Genomic DNA, 22,371 nt, shown 5'->3' with positions numbered 1-22,371 from the left:
TCGCGAGCAAGCTCGCTCCCACAAAGCTTCGGATAGTCCTGAAAGTCTCCGAATCCGTGGGAGTGAGCTTGCTCACGAAGAGGCCTCTACAGCCTCTGAAAATCTACTGATCCATTAAGTCTGTGCTATCAGAACAAATCGATCGGCGCTGACTCATCTGCCGGCAACGGGCTGCCCGGTGCGCTGCTGCCGCCCAGTTCGTTGACGCTTGGCGGTGTGTCTTCGCTTTTGAACAGCTCGAAGAATGCGTTCGGCGTGCTTGGCGTGGCGGCGCGGCCACTCAATGGGTCGACGCGCAGGCTGAGAATGCCTGGCGGTTCGGCCTGCTGATGCGGCGGCTTGTCCTTGAGCGCGGCGCTCATGTAGTCCATCCAGATCGGCAGCGAGACCGTGCCACCGAATTCGTGACGGCCAAGACTTTCAGGCTGATCGAAACCACTCCACACCGTGGTCACGTAGTCCGCGTTATACCCGGAGAACCAGGCATCCTTGGAATCATTGGTGGTACCGGTCTTGCCAGCGATGTCCGGTCTGTTCATGGACAGTGCGCGGCGCCCGGTGCCGCGCTTGATCACGTCCTGCAGCATGCTGTTCAGAATGTACGTGGTGCGCGCATCGACCACACGCTCTGCCACTGCGGGCGCCTGAGGCTGAGCAGGTGCTCCTGGCTCACCGGTGACCACGCTCGGGCTGTCATGTACCGCGAAGGTCGAGGTGTTGGGCGCGGTATTGACGTCATTGACCGGGACGCTTGGCGGGTTGGCGACAAACAGGGTCTGGCCGTCACGGTTCTCGATGGTCTGGATCAGATAAGGGCTGACCTTGTAACCGCCGTTGGCGAAGGTCGCCCAGCCGGTGGCGATTTCCATCGGGGTCAACGTCGCCGTACCCAGTGCCAGCGACAGGTTGCGCGGCAAATCCTGCTTGGAGAAGCCGAAGCGGGTGATGTAGTCGATGGTGCTGTCGATGCCGAGGGCCTGGAGCAGGCGGATCGATACCAGGTTACGAGACTTGTACAGCGCCTCGCGCAGGCGGATCGGCCCAAGGAAGGTGTTGGTGTCATTTTTCGGACGCCATACCTTGTCCAGGTATTCGTCGACGAACACGATAGGCGCGTCGTTCACCAGGCTGGAAGCGGTGTAACCGTTATCGAGCGCAGCGCTGTAGATGAACGGCTTGAAGCTGGAGCCCGGTTGACGTTTGGCCTGCATGGCGCGGTTGTAGTTGCTCTGCTCGAACGCAAAGCCGCCGACCAGTGCGCGAATGGCACCGTTTTGCGGATCAAGCGACACCAGTGCGCTCTGCGCGACGGGAATTTGACTGAATTTCAACGAGCCATCGTCCTGGCGCAGCAGACGAACGAGGTCGCCGACCTTGGCAACGTCAGCCGGCTGCTTCGGATTGGCGCCCAGGCTGTTGGTATTCAGGTAAGGACGCGCCCACTTCATGGTGGCCCAGTCGACGGTTTCTTCCTTCTCGCCGTTGCGGGTCAGAACGCGTAGACCGGTCTTGTCGACCTGCGTCACGATGCCGGGCTCGAGGCCGTTTATCATGCGCTGCTTGGTCAGTTCCTGTACCCAGTTGGCGCGGGTCATGCCCGGGAAGCGGCTTTCCGGACCACGGTAGCCGTGGCGCTGGTCGTAATCGATCAAGCCCTGCTGAATGGACTTGTTGGCGTGCTCCTGAAGGTCGCTCGGCACGGTGGTGGTAACGCGGAAGCCTTCTGTATAGGCCTCGCTGCCATAACGGCCGACCATTTCAGCCCGCGCCATTTCAGCGATGTACGGTGCATTCACTTCCGGCGTCGGCACGTGATAGCTGGCGTTGAGCGGCTCATTCAAAGCGGCCTGATAAGCCGTTTGGTCGATCTTGCCCAAGCGATACATGCGGCCCAGGATCCAGTCGCGACGTTCCTTGGCACGGGTCGGGTTGGCCAGTGGGTTGAAACGTGACGGTGCCTTGGGCAGACCGGCAATCATGGCCATTTGCGCAAGGCTTACATCACGGATCGACTTGCCATAGTAGACTTGCGCCGCCGCCTCGATCCCGTAGGCGCGGTTACCCAGATAAATCTTGTTGACGTACAGCTCGAGAATCTCGTCCTTGGTAAGTTGGCGCTCGATTTGCAAGGCCAACAGAATCTCGGTGGTTTTGCGCGAAAAGCTGCGCTCGCTGGTCAGGAAGAAGTTTTTCGCGACCTGCATGGTGATGGTACTGCCGCCTGACTGGATATGGCCGCTCTTGACCAGCTGAGTGGCGGCGCGCATCAGGCTGCCCGGGTCGACGCCATAGTGGTTGGCGAAGTTGTCGTCTTCGGCCGACAGCAGTGCGTTGATGAAATTGGGCGGGATTTCCGCGAAGCGAATCGGCGTGCGGCGCATTTCACCGAACTCGGCAATCAGCTTGCCGTCGCTGGTGAACACGCGCAGGGGGATTTGCAGTTGAATGCTTCGCAGCGCGTCAACGGATGGCAGGGTCGGGCTCAGGTAAAGAAACGCGCCGCTCAGGCCAAGCAACAGCGAGCAGAATACCGCGACGAGGGACCACCAGAAAAACTTCAGCAGGCGTATCAAGGCTTTTGGATTTCCAGAAAAAATAATGGGTTAAGCGCAGGCATTTACAAATGAACACGCCTTGAAGCTTTGTTAAATGAAAAAAACGCTGGGCATTATAAGCATTTTTCGTCCCCAAGCGTGATTTGCGCTACTGTCAAGGCTGTCGACAGTGACGTTGGCCCGAAATAACTCCGTAAGTGACGGAAACTCATAGGAATCAGGTTGTGTTCGAACTCTTCAGTAAGAAGGCCAACACCCTTCTAGGGATCGATATTAGCTCCACCTCGGTAAAACTCCTGGAATTGAGTCGTTCCGGCACCCGTTACAAGGTCGAGTCTTACGCAGTAGAGCCCTTGCCGGCCAACGCTGTCGTCGAAAAGAACATTGCCGAACTCGAAGGGGTCGGGCAGGCGTTGTCACGCGTACTCGTCAAGGCCAAGACCAGCGTCAAGATCGTGGCGGTTGCCGTGGCTGGTTCGGCGGTGATCACCAAGACCATCGAGATGGACGCCGGTCTTTCCGACGATGACATGGAAAACCAGCTCAAGCTTGAGGCTGACCAGTACATCCCCTATCCGCTGGAAGAAGTCGCCATCGATTTCGAAGTGCAGGGCTACTCGGTGCGCAACCCCGAGCGCGTCGAGGTGTTGCTGGCTGCCTGCCGCAAGGAGAACGTCGAAGTGCGCGAGGCCGCGCTGGCACTGGCCGGGCTGACCGCGCGCGTCGTCGATGTCGAGGCCTACGCCCTTGAGCGCTCGTTCGGGCTGCTGGCTGCGCAACTGGGCAACGGCCATGACGAACTGACGGTGGCCGTGGTCGATATCGGCGCCACCATGACCACCCTGAGCGTGCTGCATCACGGCCGGATCATCTATACCCGCGAGCAGCTGTTTGGCGGGCGCCAGCTGACTGACGAAATCCAGCGCCGCTATGGGCTCTCTATGGAGGAAGCCGGGCTTGCCAAGAAGCAGGGCGGCTTGCCCGACGACTACGTCAGCGAAGTGCTCGACCCCTTCAAGGAAGCGCTGGTGCAGCAGGTTTCCCGCTCCCTGCAGTTCTTCTTCGCGGCCGGTCAATACAACTCTGTGGATCACATCATGCTGGCAGGCGGCACGGCTTCGATTTCAGGGCTGGAGCATCTGATCCAGCGACGCATCGGCACTCCGACCATGGTCGCCAACCCGTTTGCCGACATGGCCCTGAGCGCCAAGGTCAATGCCGGGGCCCTGGCCAGTGACGCGCCAGCCCTGATGATCGCCTGTGGCCTGGCGTTGAGGAGCTTCGACTGATGGCGCGGATCAACTTATTACCGTGGCGCGAAGAGCTTCGCGAAGAACGAAAGAAACGCTTCCTGACCGCACTGGTCGGCGTGCTGGTGGTGTCAGTCGGCATTCTGTTTCTGATCGATCGTTTCGTCAGCAATGCCATCGAGCATCAGATGGCGCGCAATGCCTTTCTGCAGACGCAGATTGCCCAGCTCGATATCCGCATCAAGGAGATCAGTGATCTCAAGGCTCGGCGCAAACAGCTGCTCGAGCGCATGAAGATCATTCAGGACCTGCAAGGCAACCGCCCGATCACCGGGCGCGTCTTCGATCAACTGGCACGGACCCTGCCGGACGGCGTTTATTACTCGCAGGTCAAAATGACCGACAAGCTGATTGCCATCAATGGCGCTGCCGAGTCGAACAACCGGGTTTCCGACCTGATGCGTAATCTTGAAGCCTCTGACTGGCTGGAAGCGCCGAGCCTGACCGAGGTCAAGGCCACCACGGCCGGTGCCGTGGATCAGGCCAATGTCTTTCAGCTGACCGTACGCCAGACCCAGCCTCCGGTTGCCGCTGCCCCAGGAGCCAAGCCATGAATATGTCCGAATGGCTGGAAGGGCTGCGCAAGGTCGATCTGAGCGAGCTGGACCTTAATAACCTGGGCTCATGGCCCGCAGCGGTCAAGGCTATTGCCGGGCTCCTGGTTGCGGTCATGATTTTCGCACTGGGCTATTTCTTCTTTATCCAGGACCTGGAAACCCAGCTGGAAAGTGCTCAGAACAGCGAGGTGACGCTCAAGGAACAGTTCTCCAACAAGGCCTTCCAGGCGGCCAACCTCGAGCCGTACAAGAAGCAGATGGAAGAGATGGAAAACACCTTCGGCGCCCTGCTGCGGCAATTGCCCAGCGACACCGAAGTGCCCGGCCTGCTTGAGGACATCACCCGCACCGGGCTGGGAAGCGGGCTTGAGTTCGAGGAAATCAAGCTGCTGCCCGAGGCGGTCCAGCAGTTCTACATCGAGCTGCCGATACAGATCACCGTGGTCGGTGGTTATCACGACCTGGCGACCTTCGTCAGCGGTGTAGCCAGCCTGCCGCGCATCGTCACGCTGCATGATTTCGAGATCAAGCCGGTCGATCCCAAAGTGCCGACCAAGTTGCGCATGAGCATTCTGGCCAAGACCTACCGCTACAACGATGAAGGGCTGAAGAAATGAGGGCGGCGCGATTGCTGTGCGTCAGTGTGGTTCTGGCAGGGCTGGCCGGTTGCGGTAATGACAATGATTTTGCCGATCTGTCCGAATTCATGGATCAGGCCAGAGCCCGCCCGAGTGGCAACATCGAACCTTTACCCAAGTTTCGGCCGTATGAGGCGTTCACCTACAACGCCTCCACGCTGCGCAGTCCTTTCCAGCCGCCGGTCAAGATCGACCTGCTCAACCGCCAGAAGGGTTCACGGCTGGTGGCGCCGGACGAACACCGGGTCAGGCAGTTTCTTGAAGGTTTCAATATCGAGTCGTTCGAGATGGTCGGCACGATTGGCAACGAGTCGGGGACGTTTGCCCTGCTGCGCGGTGCCGGAGGTGTTCATCGCGTCAAGGTGGGCGATTATCTGGGGCGTAACAACGGCCGGGTAGTGTCGATCGGCGACGCGCAGGTTGATGTCATCGAAATTGTTCCTGATGGAGAGGGGGCGTGGCTGGAAAGGCCACGCACTATCGCCCTCAAAGAACGCTCATGAAGTGGGCAAGGCCAAGTATGCACAGTAGCGCTCAACGGAAATTGATCATGACCCGGATTCTCTCGATTATCGGCGTGTCGTTATGCATCGCGGTGCTGGCGCCGGTTCTCCAGGCTGCCAACCTCAAGACCCTGGATGTCGCCGCCCTGCCGGGTGACCGCATCGAGCTGAAGCTGGCATTCGACGCCCCGGTGCCGGCACCGCGCGGTTACACCACGTCGCAACCAGCGCGCATTGCGCTGGATCTGCCGGGTGTTACCAGCCAGTTGGCGACCAAAAGTCGTGACCTGGGCACCGGTAATGCGCGCAGTGTGGTTGTGGTACAGGCTCAGGACCGCACCCGGGTGATCATCAACCTGACCACGCTTTCGCCGTACAGCTCCCGCGTCGATGGCAACAACCTGTTCGTGGTCATCGGCCAGGGTGCCGGCGCCGCGCAAGCTTCCCAACCGACCACCGCAATGGGTGCGCAACGGGTCGCGGTGCCACCGCCCACGCCTGCATCCGCCAAACCGTTCATCCCCGCAGGCGTCAAGGCCATCCGCAATGTCGACTTCCAGCGTGGCGAGTTGGGTGAGGGCAATGTGGTCATCGACCTGAGCAACCCCAGCATTGCCCCGGATATTCAGGAGCAGGGCGGCAAGATCCGCGTGGACTTCGCCAAGACCCAGCTGCCCGAACCGCTGCGCGTCCGGCTGGACGTCAAGGACTTCGCCACGCCGGTACAGTTCGTCAGTGCTTCGGCGTCGGGTGACAAGGCCAGTATTCTGATCGAGCCGTCGGGTGCCTTCGACTACTCGGCGTTCCAGACCGAAAACAAGCTGACGATCAGCGTGCGCCCGTTGACCAACGAGGATCTGGACCGCCGCGCCGCCGACAAACCGGTGTACACCGGTGAAAAGCTGTCGCTTAACTTCCAGGATATTGATGTGCGTTCGGTGCTGCAGCTGATTGCCGACTTCACCAACCTCAATCTGGTGGCCAGTGATACGGTCCAGGGCGGTATCACCCTGCGTCTGCAGAATGTGCCATGGGATCAGGCGCTGGACCTGGTGCTGAAAACCAAAGGCCTGGACAAGCGCAAGGTCGGCAACGTGCTGCTGGTTGCGCCAGCTGATGAAATTGCCGCCCGCGAGCGTCAGGAGCTGGAGTCGCTCAAGCAGATCGCCGAGCTGGCGCCCCTGCGCCGTGAGCTGCTGCAAGTCAATTACGCCAAGGCGGCCGACATCGCCAAGCTGTTCCAGTCCGTGACCAGTGCCGAGTCCAAGGCCGACGAGCGCGGCTCGATCACGGTGGACGACCGGACCAACAACATCATTGCCTACCAGACCCAGGAGCGCCTCGACGAGCTGCGTCGTATCGTGTCGCAACTGGACATCCCGGTACGCCAGGTGATGATCGAGGCGCGCATCGTCGAGGCCAACGTCGATTACAACAAGCAACTCGGGGTTCGCTGGGGCGGTTCTACCAACACCAGCGGCAGCGGTAAATGGACAACCTACGGGCTGGATAATAACGGTGACGAGGCCGGTAACACTGGCAGCAGTACTACCTCCAACGTGCCGTTCGTGGACCTGGGCGCCGCTGATGCGACGACCGGTATCGGCCTGGGCTTCGTGACCAATAACACGCTGCTGGACCTTGAGCTGAGTGCCATGGAGAAAACCGGTAACGGTGAAATCGTCTCCCAGCCCAAGGTGGTCACCTCCGACAAGGAAACCGCCAAGATCCTCAAGGGTACGGAGATCCCGTATCAGGAATCCAGCTCCAGCGGTGCGACCACCGTGAGCTTCAAGGAGGCCTCCCTGTCGCTTGAGGTAACGCCGCAGATCACGCCGGACAATCGCATCATCATGGAAGTGAAGGTTACCAAGGACGAGCCGGACTACCTGAATGCGGTGCTGGGCGTACCGCCGATCAAGAAGAACGAGGTCAACGCCAAGGTGCTGATTTCCGACGGCGAAACCATCGTCATCGGTGGTGTGTTCTCGAATACGCAAAGTAAAGTTGTCGATAAAGTGCCATTTCTTGGCGATGTACCGTATCTTGGCCGGCTTTTCAGGCGCGATGTGGTATCCGAGTCCAAATCCGAGCTGTTGGTATTTCTGACTCCGCGTATCATGAACAACCAGGCGATTTCTGTGAGTCGTTGATTTTGTGCGAAATTTAATACTTGTGGGGCCGATGGGTGCTGGCAAGAGCACCATCGGCCGTTTGCTTGCCAAAGAATTGCGACTGCCGTTCAAGGATTCCGACAAGGAAATCGAGCTGCGTACGGGCGCCAACATTCCCTGGATCTTCGACAAGGAAGGCGAACCGGGTTTTCGTGATCGCGAGCAGGCCATGATTGCCGAACTGTGCGACGCCGATGGCGTGGTTCTGGCGACCGGCGGTGGCGCGGTCATGCGCGGCGAAAATCGCCAGGCACTGCGGGCCGGCGGGCGCGTGGTGTATCTGCATGCCTCGATCGAGCAACAGGTAGGGCGCACCGCGCGTGATCGCAATCGTCCTTTGCTGCGTACCGCCGATCCTGCCCGGGTACTGAGCGAGCTGCTGGCCATCCGCGACCCGTTCTATCGGGAAATCGCCGATATCGTGATTGAAACCGATGAGCGGCCTCCCCGAATGGTGGTTCTCGAGATACTGGCGCGACTGGCAGAGCTTCCTCCCCGTTAAAGCGCAGGCGAAAATGCGCTATTCTCGTCGACCAGCAAAACAGCGTCGGTTCATGGCCTTGCGTCATGAGATGCTGAAGCACAAACCGTCCAATCGGTAATCAATGTGGGGACACATGCAGACACTTAAGGTCGAGCTTGGTGAGCGTAGCTACCCGATCCATATTGGCGAAGGCCTGCTGGATCAGCCAGAGCTCCTGACCCCGCATATCGTCGGGCGTCAGGTGGCTATCGTTTCCAACACGACAGTGGCACCTCTGTACCTGGAGCGCCTGACGCAAACCCTGGCCGGTTACAACGTTCTGCCGATTGTTCTGCCCGATGGCGAGGCGTTCAAGAACTGGGAAACCCTGCAGACCATTTTCGATGGCTTGCTGACCGCTCGCCATGACCGTCGCACCACGGTCATCGCTCTGGGCGGCGGGGTGATCGGCGACATGGCCGGGTTTGCCGCCGCCTGTTATCAGCGCGGCGTGAACTTCATCCAGATCCCGACCACGCTGCTGTCTCAGGTGGACTCATCGGTCGGCGGCAAGACCGGTATCAATCATCCGCTGGGCAAGAACATGGTGGGTGCCTTCTATCAGCCGAGCGTGGTGCTGATCGATACCGCTTCGCTCAATACCCTGCCCGAGCGTGAACTGTCCGCCGGGCTGGCCGAAGTCATCAAATATGGCCTGATCTGCGACGAGCCCTTCCTGACCTGGCTCGAAGAGCACGTCGATGCACTGCTCGGCCTGGACCAGGCAGCGCTGACCGTAGCCATCGAACGTTCCTGCGCCGCCAAGGCGCTGGTGGTCGGCGCCGATGAGCGCGAGTCCGGCGTTCGTGCGACATTGAACCTGGGTCACACATTCGGGCACGCCATCGAGACGCATATGGGCTATGGTGTCTGGCTGCATGGCGAGGCAGTTGCTGCCGGTACGGTCATGGCGCTGGAAATGTCCTCGCGCCTGGGCTGGATCAGCACGCAGGAGCGGGATCGCGGCATTCGTCTGTTTCAGCGTGCCGGGCTGCCGGTCGTGCCACCGCAGGACATGACGGAAGACAATTTCCTCGAACACATGGCGATCGACAAGAAAGTCATCGACGGTCGCCTGCGTCTGGTGCTGTTGCGCCGGATGGGTGAAGCGGTCATCACGGACGATTATCCAAAAGAAGTATTACAGGCCACCCTGGTTGCGGATTATCGCGCCCTGGTGGATCAGCTCAGAGGTTAACGGAAACCCCATGACTAGTTTGCATGCCGACGAGGCCTTCCTCGGCCATTATCAGTTGAGTCATGACCCCTTTGCTGCGCGGGTACCTGGCTTCAAATTCTTTCCTGCCCAACGCAAGCCTGTGCTGGGTCAGCTTCATCATCTGGCGCGCTACAGCCAGCTGCTGCTGGCGGTCACCGGGCCTCAGGGCAGCGGCAAGACCCTACTGCGCCAGGCGCTGGTGGCGAGCACCAACAAGCAGTCGGTGCAAAGTGTCGTGATTTCTGCGCGCGGTGCAGGTGATGCGGCAGGCGTGCTGCAGCAGGTCGCGCAGGCGCTGAGCGTCGCGCAGGCTGAAATGCAGTCGATCCTGTCGCAGGTCGTGCAGCTTGGGCTGACCGGCCAGGAAGTCTACCTGCTGGTTGACGATGCGGAACAACTTGGCGATTCGGCGCTCGAAGCGTTGCTGGGTCTTGCTGTGGGAACGCCTGAAGGGCGTCCGCATGTATTCCTGTTCGGAGAGCCATCGCTGCTCGATCGTCTCGATCAGATGTGTGCCGACCTGCAGGGTGATGTCGAAGGCGAACGCTTTCACGTCATCGAGCTGCAACCCTATACGGAAGAGGAAACCCGGGAGTATCTGGCTCAGCGTCTGGAGGGTGCAGGGCAGGGAATCGCGTTGTTCACCGCCGACCAGATCACCGATATTCATGAACAGTCCGATGGCTGGCCTGGCGCAATCAACCAGGTAGCCCGCGATTCAATGATCGAGGCGATGATCGCGAGTCGTTCCGCGGTCAAGCGTCCAAGTGTGGGGTTCAAAATGCCGAAAAAACACGTATTGGCCTTGGGTGCCGTTGTCATAGTGGCCGTGGCAGCAGCCGTGCTGATCCCGGGTCGCGGCGACAAGACGGGTACACCCGCCAATGCCCCGGCTTCCGCTCAGGCGCAACTGCCGCTGGGTGAAGGCAAGCCAACTGCTCAACAATCGAATAACGGCAGCCCGGCCATCGAATTCGCTGGTAACTCGCAGCCGATGCCGCTACCGATGAATGGCTCTCAGCCGGTGATGCGCGGTCCTCTGGCCGAGGCTGCCGGGTCCAGTGATTCCGACGAAGACGCAGTGCCGACAGGTTCGCCTGCACAGCCGCCGACCGTCACCACTACGGCGCCGCCAGCGGGTGTACCGGCAGGTCAGGCCGCAGCACAGACGCCTCGCTCGTCCATCCCTGCACCGACCCCGGCACCTGCGCCAGCCGCCAAGCCGGCCCCTGCGCAGACTCAGGTCGCAACAGCCAAGCCTGCCCCGACTCCGGCTCCGGCTGCCAAGCCTGCTGAAAAACCGGCAGCGGCGGCGGCCAAACCGGCTGCCGGCGGTAGCTGGTACAGCAGCCAGGCACCCGGTCACTACGTGGTCCAGATCCTCGGCACCAGCTCCGAAGCGACGGCTCAGGCCTACGTTGCAGAGCAGGGTGGCGAGTATCGTTATTTCAAGAAAACCCTGCAGGGCAAGCCGCTGTACGTCGTGACGTACGGCAACTTTCCTGACCGTGCTGCCGCCCTGGCAGCCATCAAGGTATTGCCAGCCAAGGTTCAGGCTGGTAAACCTTGGCCTCGTACTGTCGCCAGCGTCCAACAAGAGCTCGGCGCCACTCGTTGAAGTCGCAGCGGCTCTACCCGGGCCGCCCGCCGACCTACCTGACTTAACCCGCCTGAGCGCGCCGCATGTCGGCGCGCCTTGCGGCGTCTGCGTTACAAGCGCCTTACAGTCTCCCGTCGCGTCAGTCAGATTCACGAAGAAATACTTTGACTAGCACAGCGACCCGTTTTAAAACTTTCATAATTGCGACATTGATTATCAGCCAGTCGTCGTTAAATTTGTTAGCCCTTGTGTCGCTGTGTACAATGACCTCCGTTTTGCCTGTCCGAAGCTGGCGCACGTTCGGCGTGACAGGTAATTGGTTGAATTAAAAGGAAATTTGCCTCGAATAGAGGCAGCCTGGTGAGAAAGTGTCTATGAAAGCAGGTCTGTACCAACCAGATGAATTCAAGGATAACTGCGGCTTCGGCCTGATCGCTCATATGCAGGGCGAGCCCAGTCATCACCTGTTGCAGACGGCCGTTCAGGCCCTGACCTGCATGACCCACCGTGGCGGTATCAACGCCGACGGCAAGACCGGCGACGGTTGCGGTCTGTTGATTCAGAAGCCCGACGGCTTCCTGCGTGCGATCGCCAAGGAACACTTCGCCGTCGATCTGCCCCGCCAATACGCTGTGGGCATGGTGTTCCTCAATCAGGACGACGCCAAGGCCGACGCTGCACGCGAAAACATGAACCGTGAAATCCTCGCCGAGGGCCTTGATCTGGTGGGCTGGCGTCAGGTGCCGATCGATACCAGCGTTCTGGGTCGTCTGGCGCTGGAGCGCCTGCCGAAAATCGAGCAGGTATTCATTGGCGGTGAAGGCCTGAGCGATCAGGAATTCGCCATTAAGCTGTTCAGTGCGCGTCGCCGCTCGTCGGTGTCCAACGCCGCAGATACCGATCACTACATCTGCAGCTTTTCGCACAAGACCATCATTTATAAAGGCCTGATGATGCCGGCCGACCTCACGGCCTTCTTCCCGGACCTGAGCGACGAGCGTCTGCAGACCGCTATCTGCGTGTTCCACCAGCGTTTTTCCACCAATACCCTGCCGAAATGGCCGCTGGCGCAGCCGTTCCGCTTCCTCGCCCACAACGGCGAGATCAACACCATTACCGGCAACCGCAACTGGGCGCAGGCGCGACGCACCAAGTTCACCAACGATCTGATGGACCTGGACGAGCTGGGCCCGCTGGTCAACCGCGTGGGTTCTGACTCGTCGAGCATGGACAACATGCTTGAGCTGATGGTCACCGGCGGCATCGACCTGTTCCGTGGCGTGCGCATGATCATTCCGCCTGCGTGGCAGAACGTCGAGACCATGGATCCGGACCTGCGGGCGTTCTATGAGTACAACTCCATGCACATGGAGCCGTGGGACGGCCCTGCGGGCGTGGTCATGACCGAAGGTCGTCATGCGGTCTGCCTGCTCGACCGCAACGGCCTGCGCCCGGCGCGCTGGGTCACCACCAAGAACGGCTACATCACCCTGGCGTCGGAAATCGGCGTATGGGACTACAAGCCTGAAGACGTCATCGCCAAGGGCCGCGTCGGCCCTGGGCAGATCTTTGCCGTGGACACCGAAACCGGTCAGATCCTCGACACCGACGCCATCGACAACCGCCTCAAGTCGCGTCATCCGTACAAGCAATGGCTGCGCAAGAATGCCCTGCGCATTCAGGCCACCATGGAAGACAACGACCACGGTTCGGCTTTTTACGACAGCGAGCAGCTCAAGCAGTACATGAAGATGTATCAGGTCACGTTCGAAGAGCGTGATCAGGTGCTGCGCCCGCTGGGTGAGCAGGGTCAGGAAGCCGTAGGCTCGATGGGTGATGACACGCCAATGGCTGTGTTGTCGCGTCGTGTGCGTTCGCCTTACGACTACTTCCGCCAGCAGTTCGCGCAGGTGACCAACCCGCCGATCGACCCGCTGCGCGAAGCCATCGTCATGTCGCTGGAAATCTGCCTCGGTGCCGAGCGCAACATCTTCCAGGAATCGCCGGAGCACGCCTCGCGCGTGATCCTCAGTTCGCCGGTCATTTCGCCAGCCAAGTGGCGGTCGCTGATGAACCTGGAGCGTCCGGGCTTCGAGCGCCATATCATTGACCTGAACTACGATGAAAGCCTGGGTCTTGAAGCCGCTGTGCGCAGCGTTGCCGACCAGGCCGAAGAGGCCGTGCGTTCCGGTCATACGCTGATCGTGTTGAGCGACCGACACATCGCACCGGGCAAACTGCCGGTGCACGCTTCACTGGCGGTCGGCGCGGTTCACCACCGTCTGACCGAACAGGGCCTGCGCTGCGACAGTAACATTCTGGTCGAAACCGCGACGGCGCGTGACCCGCACCATTTCGCCGTGCTGATCGGCTTCGGCGCCTCGGCGGTCTATCCGTTCCTGGCTTACGAAGTGCTGGGCGACCTGATCCGTACCGGCGAAGTGCTGGGCGATCTGTACGAAGTCTTCAAGAACTATCGCAAAGGCATCACCAAGGGCCTGCTCAAGATCCTCTCGAAGATGGGCATCTCGACCGTTGCGTCCTACCGTGGCGCGCAGTTGTTTGAAGCCATCGGCCTGTCCGAGGAAGTCTGCGATGTCAGCTTCCGCGGTGTGCCGAGCCGCCTGAAGGGCGCGCGCTTCGTCGACATCGAAGCCGAACAGAAGGCGCTGGCTGCCGAAGCCTGGAGTCCGCGCAAGCCGATCCAGCAAGGCGGCCTGCTCAAGTTCGTGTTTGGTGGCGAGTACCACGCCTACAACCCGGACGTGGTCAGCACCCTGCAGGCTGCCGTGCAGCAAGGCGACTACAGCAAGTTCAAGGAATACACCTCGCTGGTGGACCAGCGTCCGGTGTCGATGATTCGCGACCTGCTGCAGGTCAAGACACTCGATCAGCCCTTGAACATCGACGAAATCGAGCCGCTGAGCGAAATCCTCAAGCGCTTCGACTCGGCCGGTATTTCGCTGGGTGCCTTGTCGCCCGAGGCCCACGAAGCGCTGGCCGAGGCGATGAACCGTCTGGGCGCGCGCTCCAACTCCGGTGAGGGTGGCGAAGACCCGGCTCGTTACGGCACGGTCCGCAGCTCCAAGATCAAGCAGATCGCGACGGGCCGCTTTGGCGTGACGCCCGAGTACCTGGTCAATGCCGATGTGCTACAGATCAAGGTTGCGCAGGGCGCCAAGCCGGGCGAGGGCGGGCAATTGCCGGGCGGCAAGGTCAATGGGCTGATCGCCAAGCTGCGTTATGCGGTGCCGGGTGTGACGCTGATTTCGCCGCCACCGCACCACGACATCTATTCCATCGAAGACTTGTCGCAGCTGATTTTTGACCTGAAACAGGTCAACCCGGCGGCGCTGGTGTCGGTCAAGCTGGTGGCAGAAGCGGGCGTCGGCACCATTGCCGCCGGTGTCGCCAAGGCCTACGCCGACCTGATCACCATTTCCGGTTACGACGGTGGCACCGGTGCATCGCCACTGACCTCGATCAAATACGCCGGCGCACCGTGGGAGCTCGGGCTGGCCGAAACTCACCAGACCCTGCGCGGCAACGACCTGCGCGGCAAGGTTCGGGTACAAACGGACGGTGGTCTGAAAACCGGCCTGGACGTGATCAAGGCTGCCATCCTCGGGGCCGAAAGCTTCGGCTTCGGCACCGCGCCGATGATCGCGCTGGGCTGCAAATACCTGCGTATCTGCCACCTGAACAACTGCGCCACCGGCGTAGCGACCCAGAACGAAAAGCTGCGCAAGGACCACTACATCGGCACCGTCGACATGGTGATCAACTTCTTCACCTACGTGGCAGAAGAAACCCGCGAATGGCTGGCCAGGCTGGGTGTTCGCTCGCTGGAAGAGCTGATCGGCCGTACCGACCTGCTGAACATCCTGCCGGGCGAAACCGAGAAGCAGCAGCATCTGGACCTGACACCCTTGCTGGGCAGCGACCATATTCCGGCCGACAAGCCTCAGTTCAGCCTGGTGGATCGCAACCCGCCGTTCGACAAGGGCCTGCTGGCCGAGAAGATGGTGGAGATGGCCAGGCCGGCCATCGAGTCGCTCAGCGGCGGCGACTACGAACTGGAGATCTGCAACTGCGACCGTTCGATCGGCGCGCGCATCTCCGGCGAAATCGCCAGACTGCATGGCAACCAGGGCATGAACAAGGCACCTGTCACCTTCCGCTTCAAGGGCACTGCCGGCCAGAGCTTCGGGGTGTGGAACGCCGGTGGCCTGAACATGTATCTGGAAGGCGATGCCAACGACTACGTCGGCAAGGGCATGACCGCTGGCAAGCTGGTGATCGTGCCGCCCAAGGGCAGCCCGTTCAAGACCAATGAAAGCGCGATTATCGGTAACACCTGCCTGTACGGCGCAACTGGCGGCAAGCTGTTTGCAGCGGGCACGGCTGGCGAGCGTTTCGCTGTGCGTAACTCCGGTGCCCACACTGTCGTTGAAGGCACTGGCGATCATTGCTGCGAATACATGACGGGTGGTTTCGTCTGCGTACTGGGCAAGACCGGCTACAACTTCGGTTCCGGCATGACCGGTGGTTTCGCCTACGTGCTCGACCTGGACAACACCTTCGTTGACCTCGTCAACCATGAACTGGTCGAGATCCAGCGTATCAGCGGCGAATCGATGGAGGCTTACCGCACTCACCTGCAAAGCGTCCTGAATGAGTACGTCGCGGAAACCGACAGCGAATGGGGCCGTAATATCGCGGAAAACCTGGACGATTACCTGCGTCGTTTCTGGCTGGTCAAGCCCAAGGCTGCCAACCTGAAATCGCTGCTCTCCAGCACTCGGGCCAACCCGCAATAACAGCAGCTGCGAGCGGCGAGCTTCACGCCGCACGTTAACAGCAGTGCGCCAATTGCCTGCGATCATGATTCCCGCAGCTTCAGGCTTGTAACCTGAAGCTGCTGCAAAGAGGCTCCAGAGAATGGCTGAACGTCTCAGTAACGACTTCCAGTTCATCGACGTCGGACGTAAAGACCCGAAGAAGAAACTGCTGCGTCAACGCAAGAAAGAGTTCGTGGAAATCTACGAGCCTTTCAAGCCCCAGCAGTCTGCCGATCAGGCGCACCGCTGCCTGGGCTGCGGCAACCCGTACTGCGAATGGAAGTGCCCGGTGCACAACTTCATTCCCAACTGGCTCAAGCTGGTCGCCGAGGGCAATATCCTCGCGGCTGCGGAATTGTCGCACCAGACCAACACCCTGCCGGAAGTCTGCGGCCGCGTGTGCCCGCAGGATCGCCTGTGTGAAGGTGCCTGCACACTGAACGACGGTTTCGGTGCGGTGACCATCGGTTCGGTCGAGAAGTACATCACCGACACTGCTTTCGCCATGGGCTGGCGTCCGGACATGTCCAAAGTCGTGCCCACCGGCAAGCGCGTCGCGATCATCGGCGCAGGGCCTGCGGGCCTGGGCTGTGCCGACGTGCTGGTGCGTGGCGGCGTGACCCCGGTGGTGTTCGACAAGAACCCGGAAATCGGCGGTCTGCTGACCTTCGGCATCCCGGAATTCAAGCTGGAGAAATCCGTGCTGAGCCATCGCCGTGAAGTGTTCACCGGCATGGGCATCGAATTCCGGCTAAATACCGAAGTCGGCAAGGATGTCACCATCGATCAACTGCTCGAAGAATACGATGCGGTGTTCATGGGTATGGGCACCTACACCTATATGAAAGGCGGCTTCCCCGGTGAGGATCTGCCGGGTGTGCACGATGCGCTCGACTTCCTGATTGCCAACGTCAACCGCAACCTGGGCTTCGAAAAGGCGCCGGAAGACTTCGTCGACATGAAGGGCAAGCGGGTCGTGGTTCTGGGCGGTGGTGACACGGCGATGGACTGCAACCGCACCTCGATCCGCCAGGGCGCCAAGTCAGTGACCTGCGCCTACCGCCGCGACGAAGAAAACATGCCTGGCTCGCGCAAGGAGGTGAAAAACGCCAAGGAAGAAGGCGTGAAGTTCCTCTACAACCGTCAGCCTATCGCCATCATCGGCGAGGGCAAGGTTGAAGGCGTGAAGGTGGTCGAGACGCGCCTGGGCGAACCGGATGCCCGTGGTCGTCGCAGTCCCGAGCCGATTCCGGGCTCCGAAGAGATCATCCCGGCAGAAGCCGTGGTCATCGCCTTCGGCTTCCGCCCAAGCCCGGCGCCATGGTTCGAGCAGTTCACCATCAGCACCGACAGCCAGGGCCGTGTCGTGGCCCCGGAACAGGCGCAGTACAAGCACCAGACCAGCAACCCGAAGATATTCGCCGGTGGCGACATGGTGCGCGGCTCCGACCTGGTGGTGACCGCTATCTTCGAAGGCCGTAATGCGGCTGAAGGGATTCTGGATTACCTGGGCGTCTGAGTCTGGTGTTGCCGGGGTGTGCCGTTGCTGACGCGCACCCCGACAACAAGCGTCTACCCTTCGCATGCACTGTGCCAATGTCTCTGACATCCCGCCCGGCACTTACTCTCTGGACTCGGTGTAACTCGCTCAGGAAGAGCGTTTCCACCGGGGAAGGCAGTGATGAATAGTCGTTTTTGCCTGTTTCCTGCGCTTTTGAATGCGTCAGGCGCGTGTGCGCTCGACGTGGCGGGTTTGAGATCTTCTGAAACAACCCCGATTCTCCGATCACGACCTGTTCGTAAGGGGCGCGATACTCGATTGTTAACGCCTTGTTTCTGCCCTCGGTTTCTGCTTCCGGAAGGCGTTACGCTGTTGCGCTTTCATCGGGATGCCAATTGCCGTGCAGGCACTCCCGCCATCCATGTCGCTATAAGGAAATAGCCATGTTGAAAGCCGCCCCCATGGGCAAACTTGCTCTATCCAAAGAACAGAAACTTCTCGGTCCGGACAGGTTCACGCCCAGTACGGTTGCCGTACGCGAACACCGGGCTCGAGAACGCGCGGACCGGATAATCGACCAATTCATCGGGCGCTTTACAGAGAAGAACTTTTTCCCTGAAGGCGGTGAAGATGCGTTATTCGCCTTGCTGGTTCAGTTGCCTGACTGGCCTGCCGACCTGTCTATCAGGATTCACAACGAAAACGACGAAGTGCTCGCGGTCTTTTTGAAAGGCAGCGATGAAAGCGCCGTTCAAGGCAGCATCGTCCTGATGCAAAACGCCGATGCCTATATCGTTCCGGATGATGTTCCGGTCTCCAATGATGAGCCGTTGCTGCACTGGGTGTTCAGTCAGTTGCCGGCAGGTTCCAGTCTCGGCATGGGTGGCAACTTTCCCGGCAGTCACAGTGATGACGGACGAATCGTTACCCTGCGCGAACAAATAGCGGGTCTGGCAAATGACCAAAGGCCGCTGTTATTCGATGCACTGGTGGCGGCCGATGAGGGCGCCTCGAAGGGGCAACTGGATACCCGCACACGTAATCCTTTCCTGCCACTGTGGGTTCGTCAGCAGACTCTGCTTTCTCCGGTCCTGAGCGAGCTATGCGCTTTATACCCGGATGTTCCGGCCGGTCGTCTTGAAGGACTGTTGGAGCAGATGCCGCTGACAGAGCAGGAAGAAGCTGACTTTCTGGATAATGTTGTTCTGCCGGAGTCTTTCGAGGAGGCGATGAGCATTTCTCTGGATGAGTGGAGCAGCAGTCTGGCTATCGACGGCCTGTCGCGAACGCGGAGCTTCAATACCTACACGGATGAGCTGGCCCGCGAGATCATCAGAGAGTTGCTGACTGCCGAATCGGGGCGAGAGCTGGTGATCTTCGAGCCCGGCGAGAGCGAGTATTTTCCGGAAGACCCTGACGATACCCGTATCGTTCTGCTGCATGACGGCTACGGCAACTACAGTGCTCGGGACACCGAAAGCGGCGGGTTTTTCTCATTCAAGCCGGGTACCGACAGCTTCTATCTTGCGATCAGTTCGCAACTGAAAGCCGAAGAGCGTTTTGCGCTGGGCATGCAGTTCGAGCAGGATGTGAAAGGCATTCGCGACGTTCTGACCCGGCGTGCCATTGAGAAAAATCGCGGCTGGTTCGACCCTGAGCAACCCACTGAAATCGAAAACGATTGTCTGCCTGACTGGTTCGCGAACGCGACCGATGTCGAAAAACAAAGCTGGAAAGTGGCGGTGCAGGACTACAGCCAGGCGTTGCTCGAAGCCCAGGCACCTGACCTGCCGGATCCTTCCGTTTACGGACAGCCTGACCGGTTGCGTAACTACGCGCGGGGAAAACTGCAAGAGCGAATTTTGCTCGACCACGGCATTACAGTGGATCCTGACCGCATCAGCGTTCATACCACCAGCGTCGAGATTGATCCGGGCATCGGCATTGATATCGATTATGAATATGTCGGCCCTTCCGAGCTGGAGCCGCATTACGAAACGCAAGAGCGCAGCCTTACAGATCTGTCGCTGGAGAACATTGCACTCACCAATATCAACTTTCTACTCACCGGTCGCGCGTTTGACGATCAGGGGCAACTGCTCAGTTTCCTCAACGCCGGTTATCTGTTCGGCCTGATTCGTGAGCTGAACATTGGTGAAGATTACTCAAGGTACCTCAGCATAGTCTTGTCCACGTCGGCGGCAGGACAATGGCACCGTGAGCGTTATGCACGCGTCATGCGCGCACAAATGCGCCTCGACGCGATCGAGGCGAAAATGGCGGGAGACTTTCTGGGCGATGGCGGGCTTCCTCCCGAGCTGGCGAACAGAGGCTACAAATGGGTTGCCGCTGTGCTCGATCACCCAGTTGACAGTGATGATCGCGCGACGGTGGAGGGGCATCGCATTCAGGTCAGCCAGTTATCCATCAATGGCGTGTCATTGAGCGGTGTATTGGTGATCGGCACCGAGTCGCGCTCCAGCGTCGCCAACGTGGTGGTTTTTACCCCGCAGGCTCCTGACGGCATGTGCTTCCGGGAAATGAGCGATACGCAGGAGTTCCGGCAGCGGATATTGCTTGAGCCCGAATTGCTGAACTACCTGGTGAGCAGGGCACCTTTGGCCTCACAGGCCGATGTCAGGCAGGTACTGACCGCTGGCCGTGACACGCTGTTCATGGAACTGCAGCCGTGTACCGGGAGTTTTCTTGAGGTGGTCTATGAGTCTGAAGTCGCGCGGGTCATTTCTGCTGTCGATGAACAGACCAATACCAACTGGGAAACCTATTGGGAAAGTGCCTGGGAAATCACCAAAATCGTTGGCGACATCCTCCTCACCTTCACACCTTTTAAAGTGCAACTGCCGATCGCTGCCCTTCGCAGTTTTTACGCTATCTGGCAGGGCGTTGGAAAGAAGTCCAGCGAACAGGGGAGTGCCCCGTTGTATTTGGTTCAGGCGGCATTGTTGCTGGCCGATGGGCTGACGCTGTCAAAAGGGCGGCGGGTCAGAACATCTTCTACGGCAACGGTTGGCCGCTCTGTGCTCGATCCGAAAACAGCGGTATCCAAAACGCCTGTCGGGCTGAAAGCGCGCAGTGACGGGATTTACCGGGGCATCCATGAGAAAGCTCAAGAAGGTGTACCGAGCCGCTTTTACGCCGTGCAACAGGAAAAAGTCTATGCCGTCAGATACGACTCAGATTGTGCGGCATGGCGGGTTATTGATTCGCGGCGACCGGATGCGTATTACCAAATGCCGATCCAGCTCGACGATCAAGGTGTCTGGGTACACGCGTCGGCCGGTTTGCGCGGTGGCGGCAGACACCGGATAACCAAGCTGCCCACGGAAACAGGGAACGGTACGGATACACCGGGCAAGAGTGCTGGAAAACTCAGGTACAAAATACACATGAGTGATTTTTTCAACGCTGCCGAATTCAAAAGAGCGGATAAGGAGATACAGGCCAAAGACCTGGAAGCCTCAGTCAGGAATGCTGTTGAGAAGTACGTTCTTGATGGCGCTGCTCACCTGCATAGATGGAAACCCACTGCAAAAAATAAACTGGATAAAAACGCAAAGTTTTTTTTCCTGGACTTGCCCTCCATTGGCGATAGCACCGGGAGAGGGGATTGGCGTCTGGTGCTCAAGCGTGTGGAAAAAGGCCTGCTCGAGCCTTTCGATATCCTCAACCATAAGCAAATGTGACGGAAATCAGCCGGTTCTGAAGGCGCATGCCCGTGCATAACGACAGCAAATCGGCACGATAGACAAAAGGCACGGCTCTCGCCGTGCCTTTTGCGTCGAGCTCTGAGAAAATGCCGGCACTTTTATTGCGGATGCCGACATGACTGCCCTGAAGAACGACCGTTTCCTTCGCGCTTTGCTCAAGCAACCCGTAGACGTCACGCCGGTATGGATGATGCGTCAGGCAGGTCGCTACCTGCCGGAATACCGCGCCAGCCGCGCCAGTGCCGGGGACTTCATGAGCCTGTGCAAGAACCCGCAGTTCGCCTGTGAAGTCACTTTGCAGCCGCTGGATCGCTACCCGCTGGACGCGGCGATTCTGTTCTCCGACATCCTGACCATTCCCGATGCGATGGGTCAGGGGCTGTACTTCGAAACCGGCGAAGGCCCGCGCTTCAGGAAAACCGTCAGCACGCTGGCCGACATCGAAGCGTTGCCGATCCCCGATGCGCAGCAGGACCTGGGCTACGTGATGGATGCGGTCAGCACCATTCGCCGCGAACTCAACGGTCGTGTACCGCTGATCGGTTTCGCCGGCAGCCCGTGGACGCTGGCGACCTACATGGTCGAGGGCGGTTCGTCAAAAGACTTCCGCAAATCCAAGGCCATGCTCTACGACAACCCGCAAGCGATGCACCTGCTGCTCGACAAGCTGGCGCAGTCAGTGACCTCCTACCTCAATGGCCAGATTCTGGCCGGTGCGCAAGCCGTGCAGATCTTCGACAGCTGGGGCGGCAGCCTGTCTTCGGCGGCGTATCAGGAGTTCTCGCTGGCCTACATGCGCAAGATCGTCAACGGCCTGATTCGCGAAAACGACGGGCGCAAGGTGCCAGTGATCGTGTTCACCAAAGGTGGCGGTCTGTGGCTGGAAAGCATTGCCGACATCGGTGCGGACACCCTCGGGCTGGACTGGACCTGTGACATCGGTGAAGCGCGTCAGCGTGTCGGCAGCAAGGTTTCGCTGCAAGGCAACATGGACCCGACCGTGCTGTACGCCCGCCCGGAAGCCATCCGCCAGGAAGTCGCACGCATCCTTGCCAGCTACGGCAGCGGCACCGGGCACGTCTTCAACCTCGGCCACGGCATCACCCCTGAAGTCGACCCGGCCAATGCCGGCGCGTTCATCAATGCGGTGCACGAGTTGTCGGCGCAGTATCACCAGTAATTGCCGAGCCAACGAGGCGTCGATGCCTCAAGACGCATCGAT

General features: G+C 59.7%; 13 protein-coding genes. 12 read left to right on the top strand and 1 reads right to left on the bottom strand.

What is annotated here, in order from left to right; all coding sequences use genetic code 11:
- Positions 1-128: 128 nt before the first annotated feature.
- Positions 129-2,573 (bottom strand): penicillin-binding protein 1A, encoded by a 2,445-nt coding sequence (locus tag ACW55A_RS14030; RefSeq protein ID WP_003365990.1) that lies wholly within the window; start codon positions 2,571-2,573, stop codon positions 129-131.
- A gap of 206 nt (positions 2,574-2,779) precedes the next feature.
- On the opposite strand from ACW55A_RS14030, the gene ACW55A_RS14025 reads away from it, so the two are divergent.
- The 12 genes from ACW55A_RS14025 to hemE all read left to right on the top strand — a co-directional run bounded on the left by ACW55A_RS14025 (position 2,780) and on the right by hemE (position 22,329).
- Positions 2,780-3,844, top strand: coding sequence for a pilus assembly protein PilM (locus tag ACW55A_RS14025; protein WP_003365992.1), 1,065 nt, complete (start codon positions 2,780-2,782; stop codon positions 3,842-3,844).
- Complete coding sequence (locus ACW55A_RS14020) at positions 3,844-4,419, top strand: PilN domain-containing protein (protein ID WP_122266666.1); 576 nt, start codon at positions 3,844-3,846, stop codon at positions 4,417-4,419. The genes ACW55A_RS14025 and ACW55A_RS14020 overlap by 1 nt, the downstream gene beginning before the upstream one ends.
- Positions 4,416-5,039, top strand: coding sequence for a type 4a pilus biogenesis protein PilO (pilO, locus tag ACW55A_RS14015; RefSeq protein ID WP_003432147.1), 624 nt, complete (start codon positions 4,416-4,418; stop codon positions 5,037-5,039). The genes ACW55A_RS14020 and pilO overlap by 4 nt, the downstream gene beginning before the upstream one ends.
- Positions 5,036-5,563 (top strand): type 4a pilus biogenesis lipoprotein PilP, encoded by a 528-nt coding sequence (gene pilP, locus ACW55A_RS14010; RefSeq protein WP_003350151.1) that lies wholly within the window; start codon positions 5,036-5,038, stop codon positions 5,561-5,563. Before pilO ends, pilP begins: the two co-directional genes overlap by 4 nt.
- Before the next feature lie 47 nt (positions 5,564-5,610).
- On the top strand, positions 5,611-7,716 hold the full coding sequence (locus ACW55A_RS14005) for a type IV pilus secretin PilQ (protein WP_003432146.1): 2,106 nt from the start codon (positions 5,611-5,613) through the stop codon (positions 7,714-7,716).
- 4 nt (positions 7,717-7,720) lie between these two features.
- On the top strand, positions 7,721-8,239 hold the full coding sequence (aroK, locus tag ACW55A_RS14000; RefSeq protein ID WP_003365999.1) for a shikimate kinase AroK: 519 nt from the start codon (positions 7,721-7,723) through the stop codon (positions 8,237-8,239).
- 115 nt (positions 8,240-8,354) lie between these two features.
- On the top strand, positions 8,355-9,458 hold the full coding sequence (aroB, locus tag ACW55A_RS13995; protein ID WP_498811349.1) for a 3-dehydroquinate synthase: 1,104 nt from the start codon (positions 8,355-8,357) through the stop codon (positions 9,456-9,458).
- Between the two features lie 10 nt (positions 9,459-9,468).
- Complete coding sequence (locus tag ACW55A_RS13990; RefSeq protein WP_498811348.1) at positions 9,469-11,097, top strand: AAA family ATPase; 1,629 nt, start codon at positions 9,469-9,471, stop codon at positions 11,095-11,097.
- A 356-nt stretch (positions 11,098-11,453) separates the two neighbouring features.
- Complete coding sequence (gene gltB, locus ACW55A_RS13985) at positions 11,454-15,899, top strand: glutamate synthase large subunit (RefSeq protein WP_054081260.1); 4,446 nt, start codon at positions 11,454-11,456, stop codon at positions 15,897-15,899.
- A 121-nt stretch (positions 15,900-16,020) separates the two neighbouring features.
- Positions 16,021-17,439 carry an FAD-dependent oxidoreductase gene (locus tag ACW55A_RS13980; RefSeq protein ID WP_010438787.1) on the top strand — a complete coding sequence of 473 codons (1,419 nt, stop codon included), beginning with the start codon at positions 16,021-16,023 and terminating at the stop codon, positions 17,437-17,439.
- A gap of 425 nt (positions 17,440-17,864) precedes the next feature.
- Entirely contained in the window at positions 17,865-21,125 is a 3,261-nt protein-coding gene (locus ACW55A_RS13975; protein ID WP_498811347.1) for a dermonecrotic toxin domain-containing protein, read from the top strand.
- 139 nt (positions 21,126-21,264) lie between these two features.
- The gene (hemE, locus tag ACW55A_RS13970; protein ID WP_003366016.1) at positions 21,265-22,329 is read left to right on the top strand and encodes a uroporphyrinogen decarboxylase; all 1,065 of its coding nucleotides are present in this window, start codon (positions 21,265-21,267) and stop codon (positions 22,327-22,329) included.
- Positions 22,330-22,371 lie beyond the last annotated feature (42 nt).

It is taken from the genome of Plantibacter cousiniae (nom. nud.), assembly GCF_977070315.1.
This window is presented reverse-complemented; position numbering and strand designations above follow the sequence as displayed.

Bases quoted from the DNA above. Each gene is read 5' to 3' on its own strand.
- ACW55A_RS13975 (WP_498811347.1), top strand. From the start codon at position 17,865: ATGTTGAAAGCCGCCCCCATGGGCAAACTTGCTCTATCCAAAGAACAG.
- pilO (WP_003432147.1), top strand. From the start codon at position 4,416: ATGAATATGTCCGAATGGCTGGAAGGGCTGCGCAAGGTCGATCTGAGC.
- gltB (WP_054081260.1), top strand. From the start codon at position 11,454: ATGAAAGCAGGTCTGTACCAACCAGATGAATTCAAGGATAACTGCGGC.
- ACW55A_RS13990 (WP_498811348.1), top strand. From the start codon at position 9,469: ATGACTAGTTTGCATGCCGACGAGGCCTTCCTCGGCCATTATCAGTTG.
- aroB (WP_498811349.1), top strand. From the start codon at position 8,355: ATGCAGACACTTAAGGTCGAGCTTGGTGAGCGTAGCTACCCGATCCAT.
- ACW55A_RS13980 (WP_010438787.1), top strand. From the start codon at position 16,021: ATGGCTGAACGTCTCAGTAACGACTTCCAGTTCATCGACGTCGGACGT.
- hemE (WP_003366016.1), top strand. From the start codon at position 21,265: ATGACTGCCCTGAAGAACGACCGTTTCCTTCGCGCTTTGCTCAAGCAA.
- pilP (WP_003350151.1), top strand. From the start codon at position 5,036: ATGAGGGCGGCGCGATTGCTGTGCGTCAGTGTGGTTCTGGCAGGGCTG.
- ACW55A_RS14020 (WP_122266666.1), top strand. From the start codon at position 3,844: ATGGCGCGGATCAACTTATTACCGTGGCGCGAAGAGCTTCGCGAAGAA.
- ACW55A_RS14005 (WP_003432146.1), top strand. From the start codon at position 5,611: ATGACCCGGATTCTCTCGATTATCGGCGTGTCGTTATGCATCGCGGTG.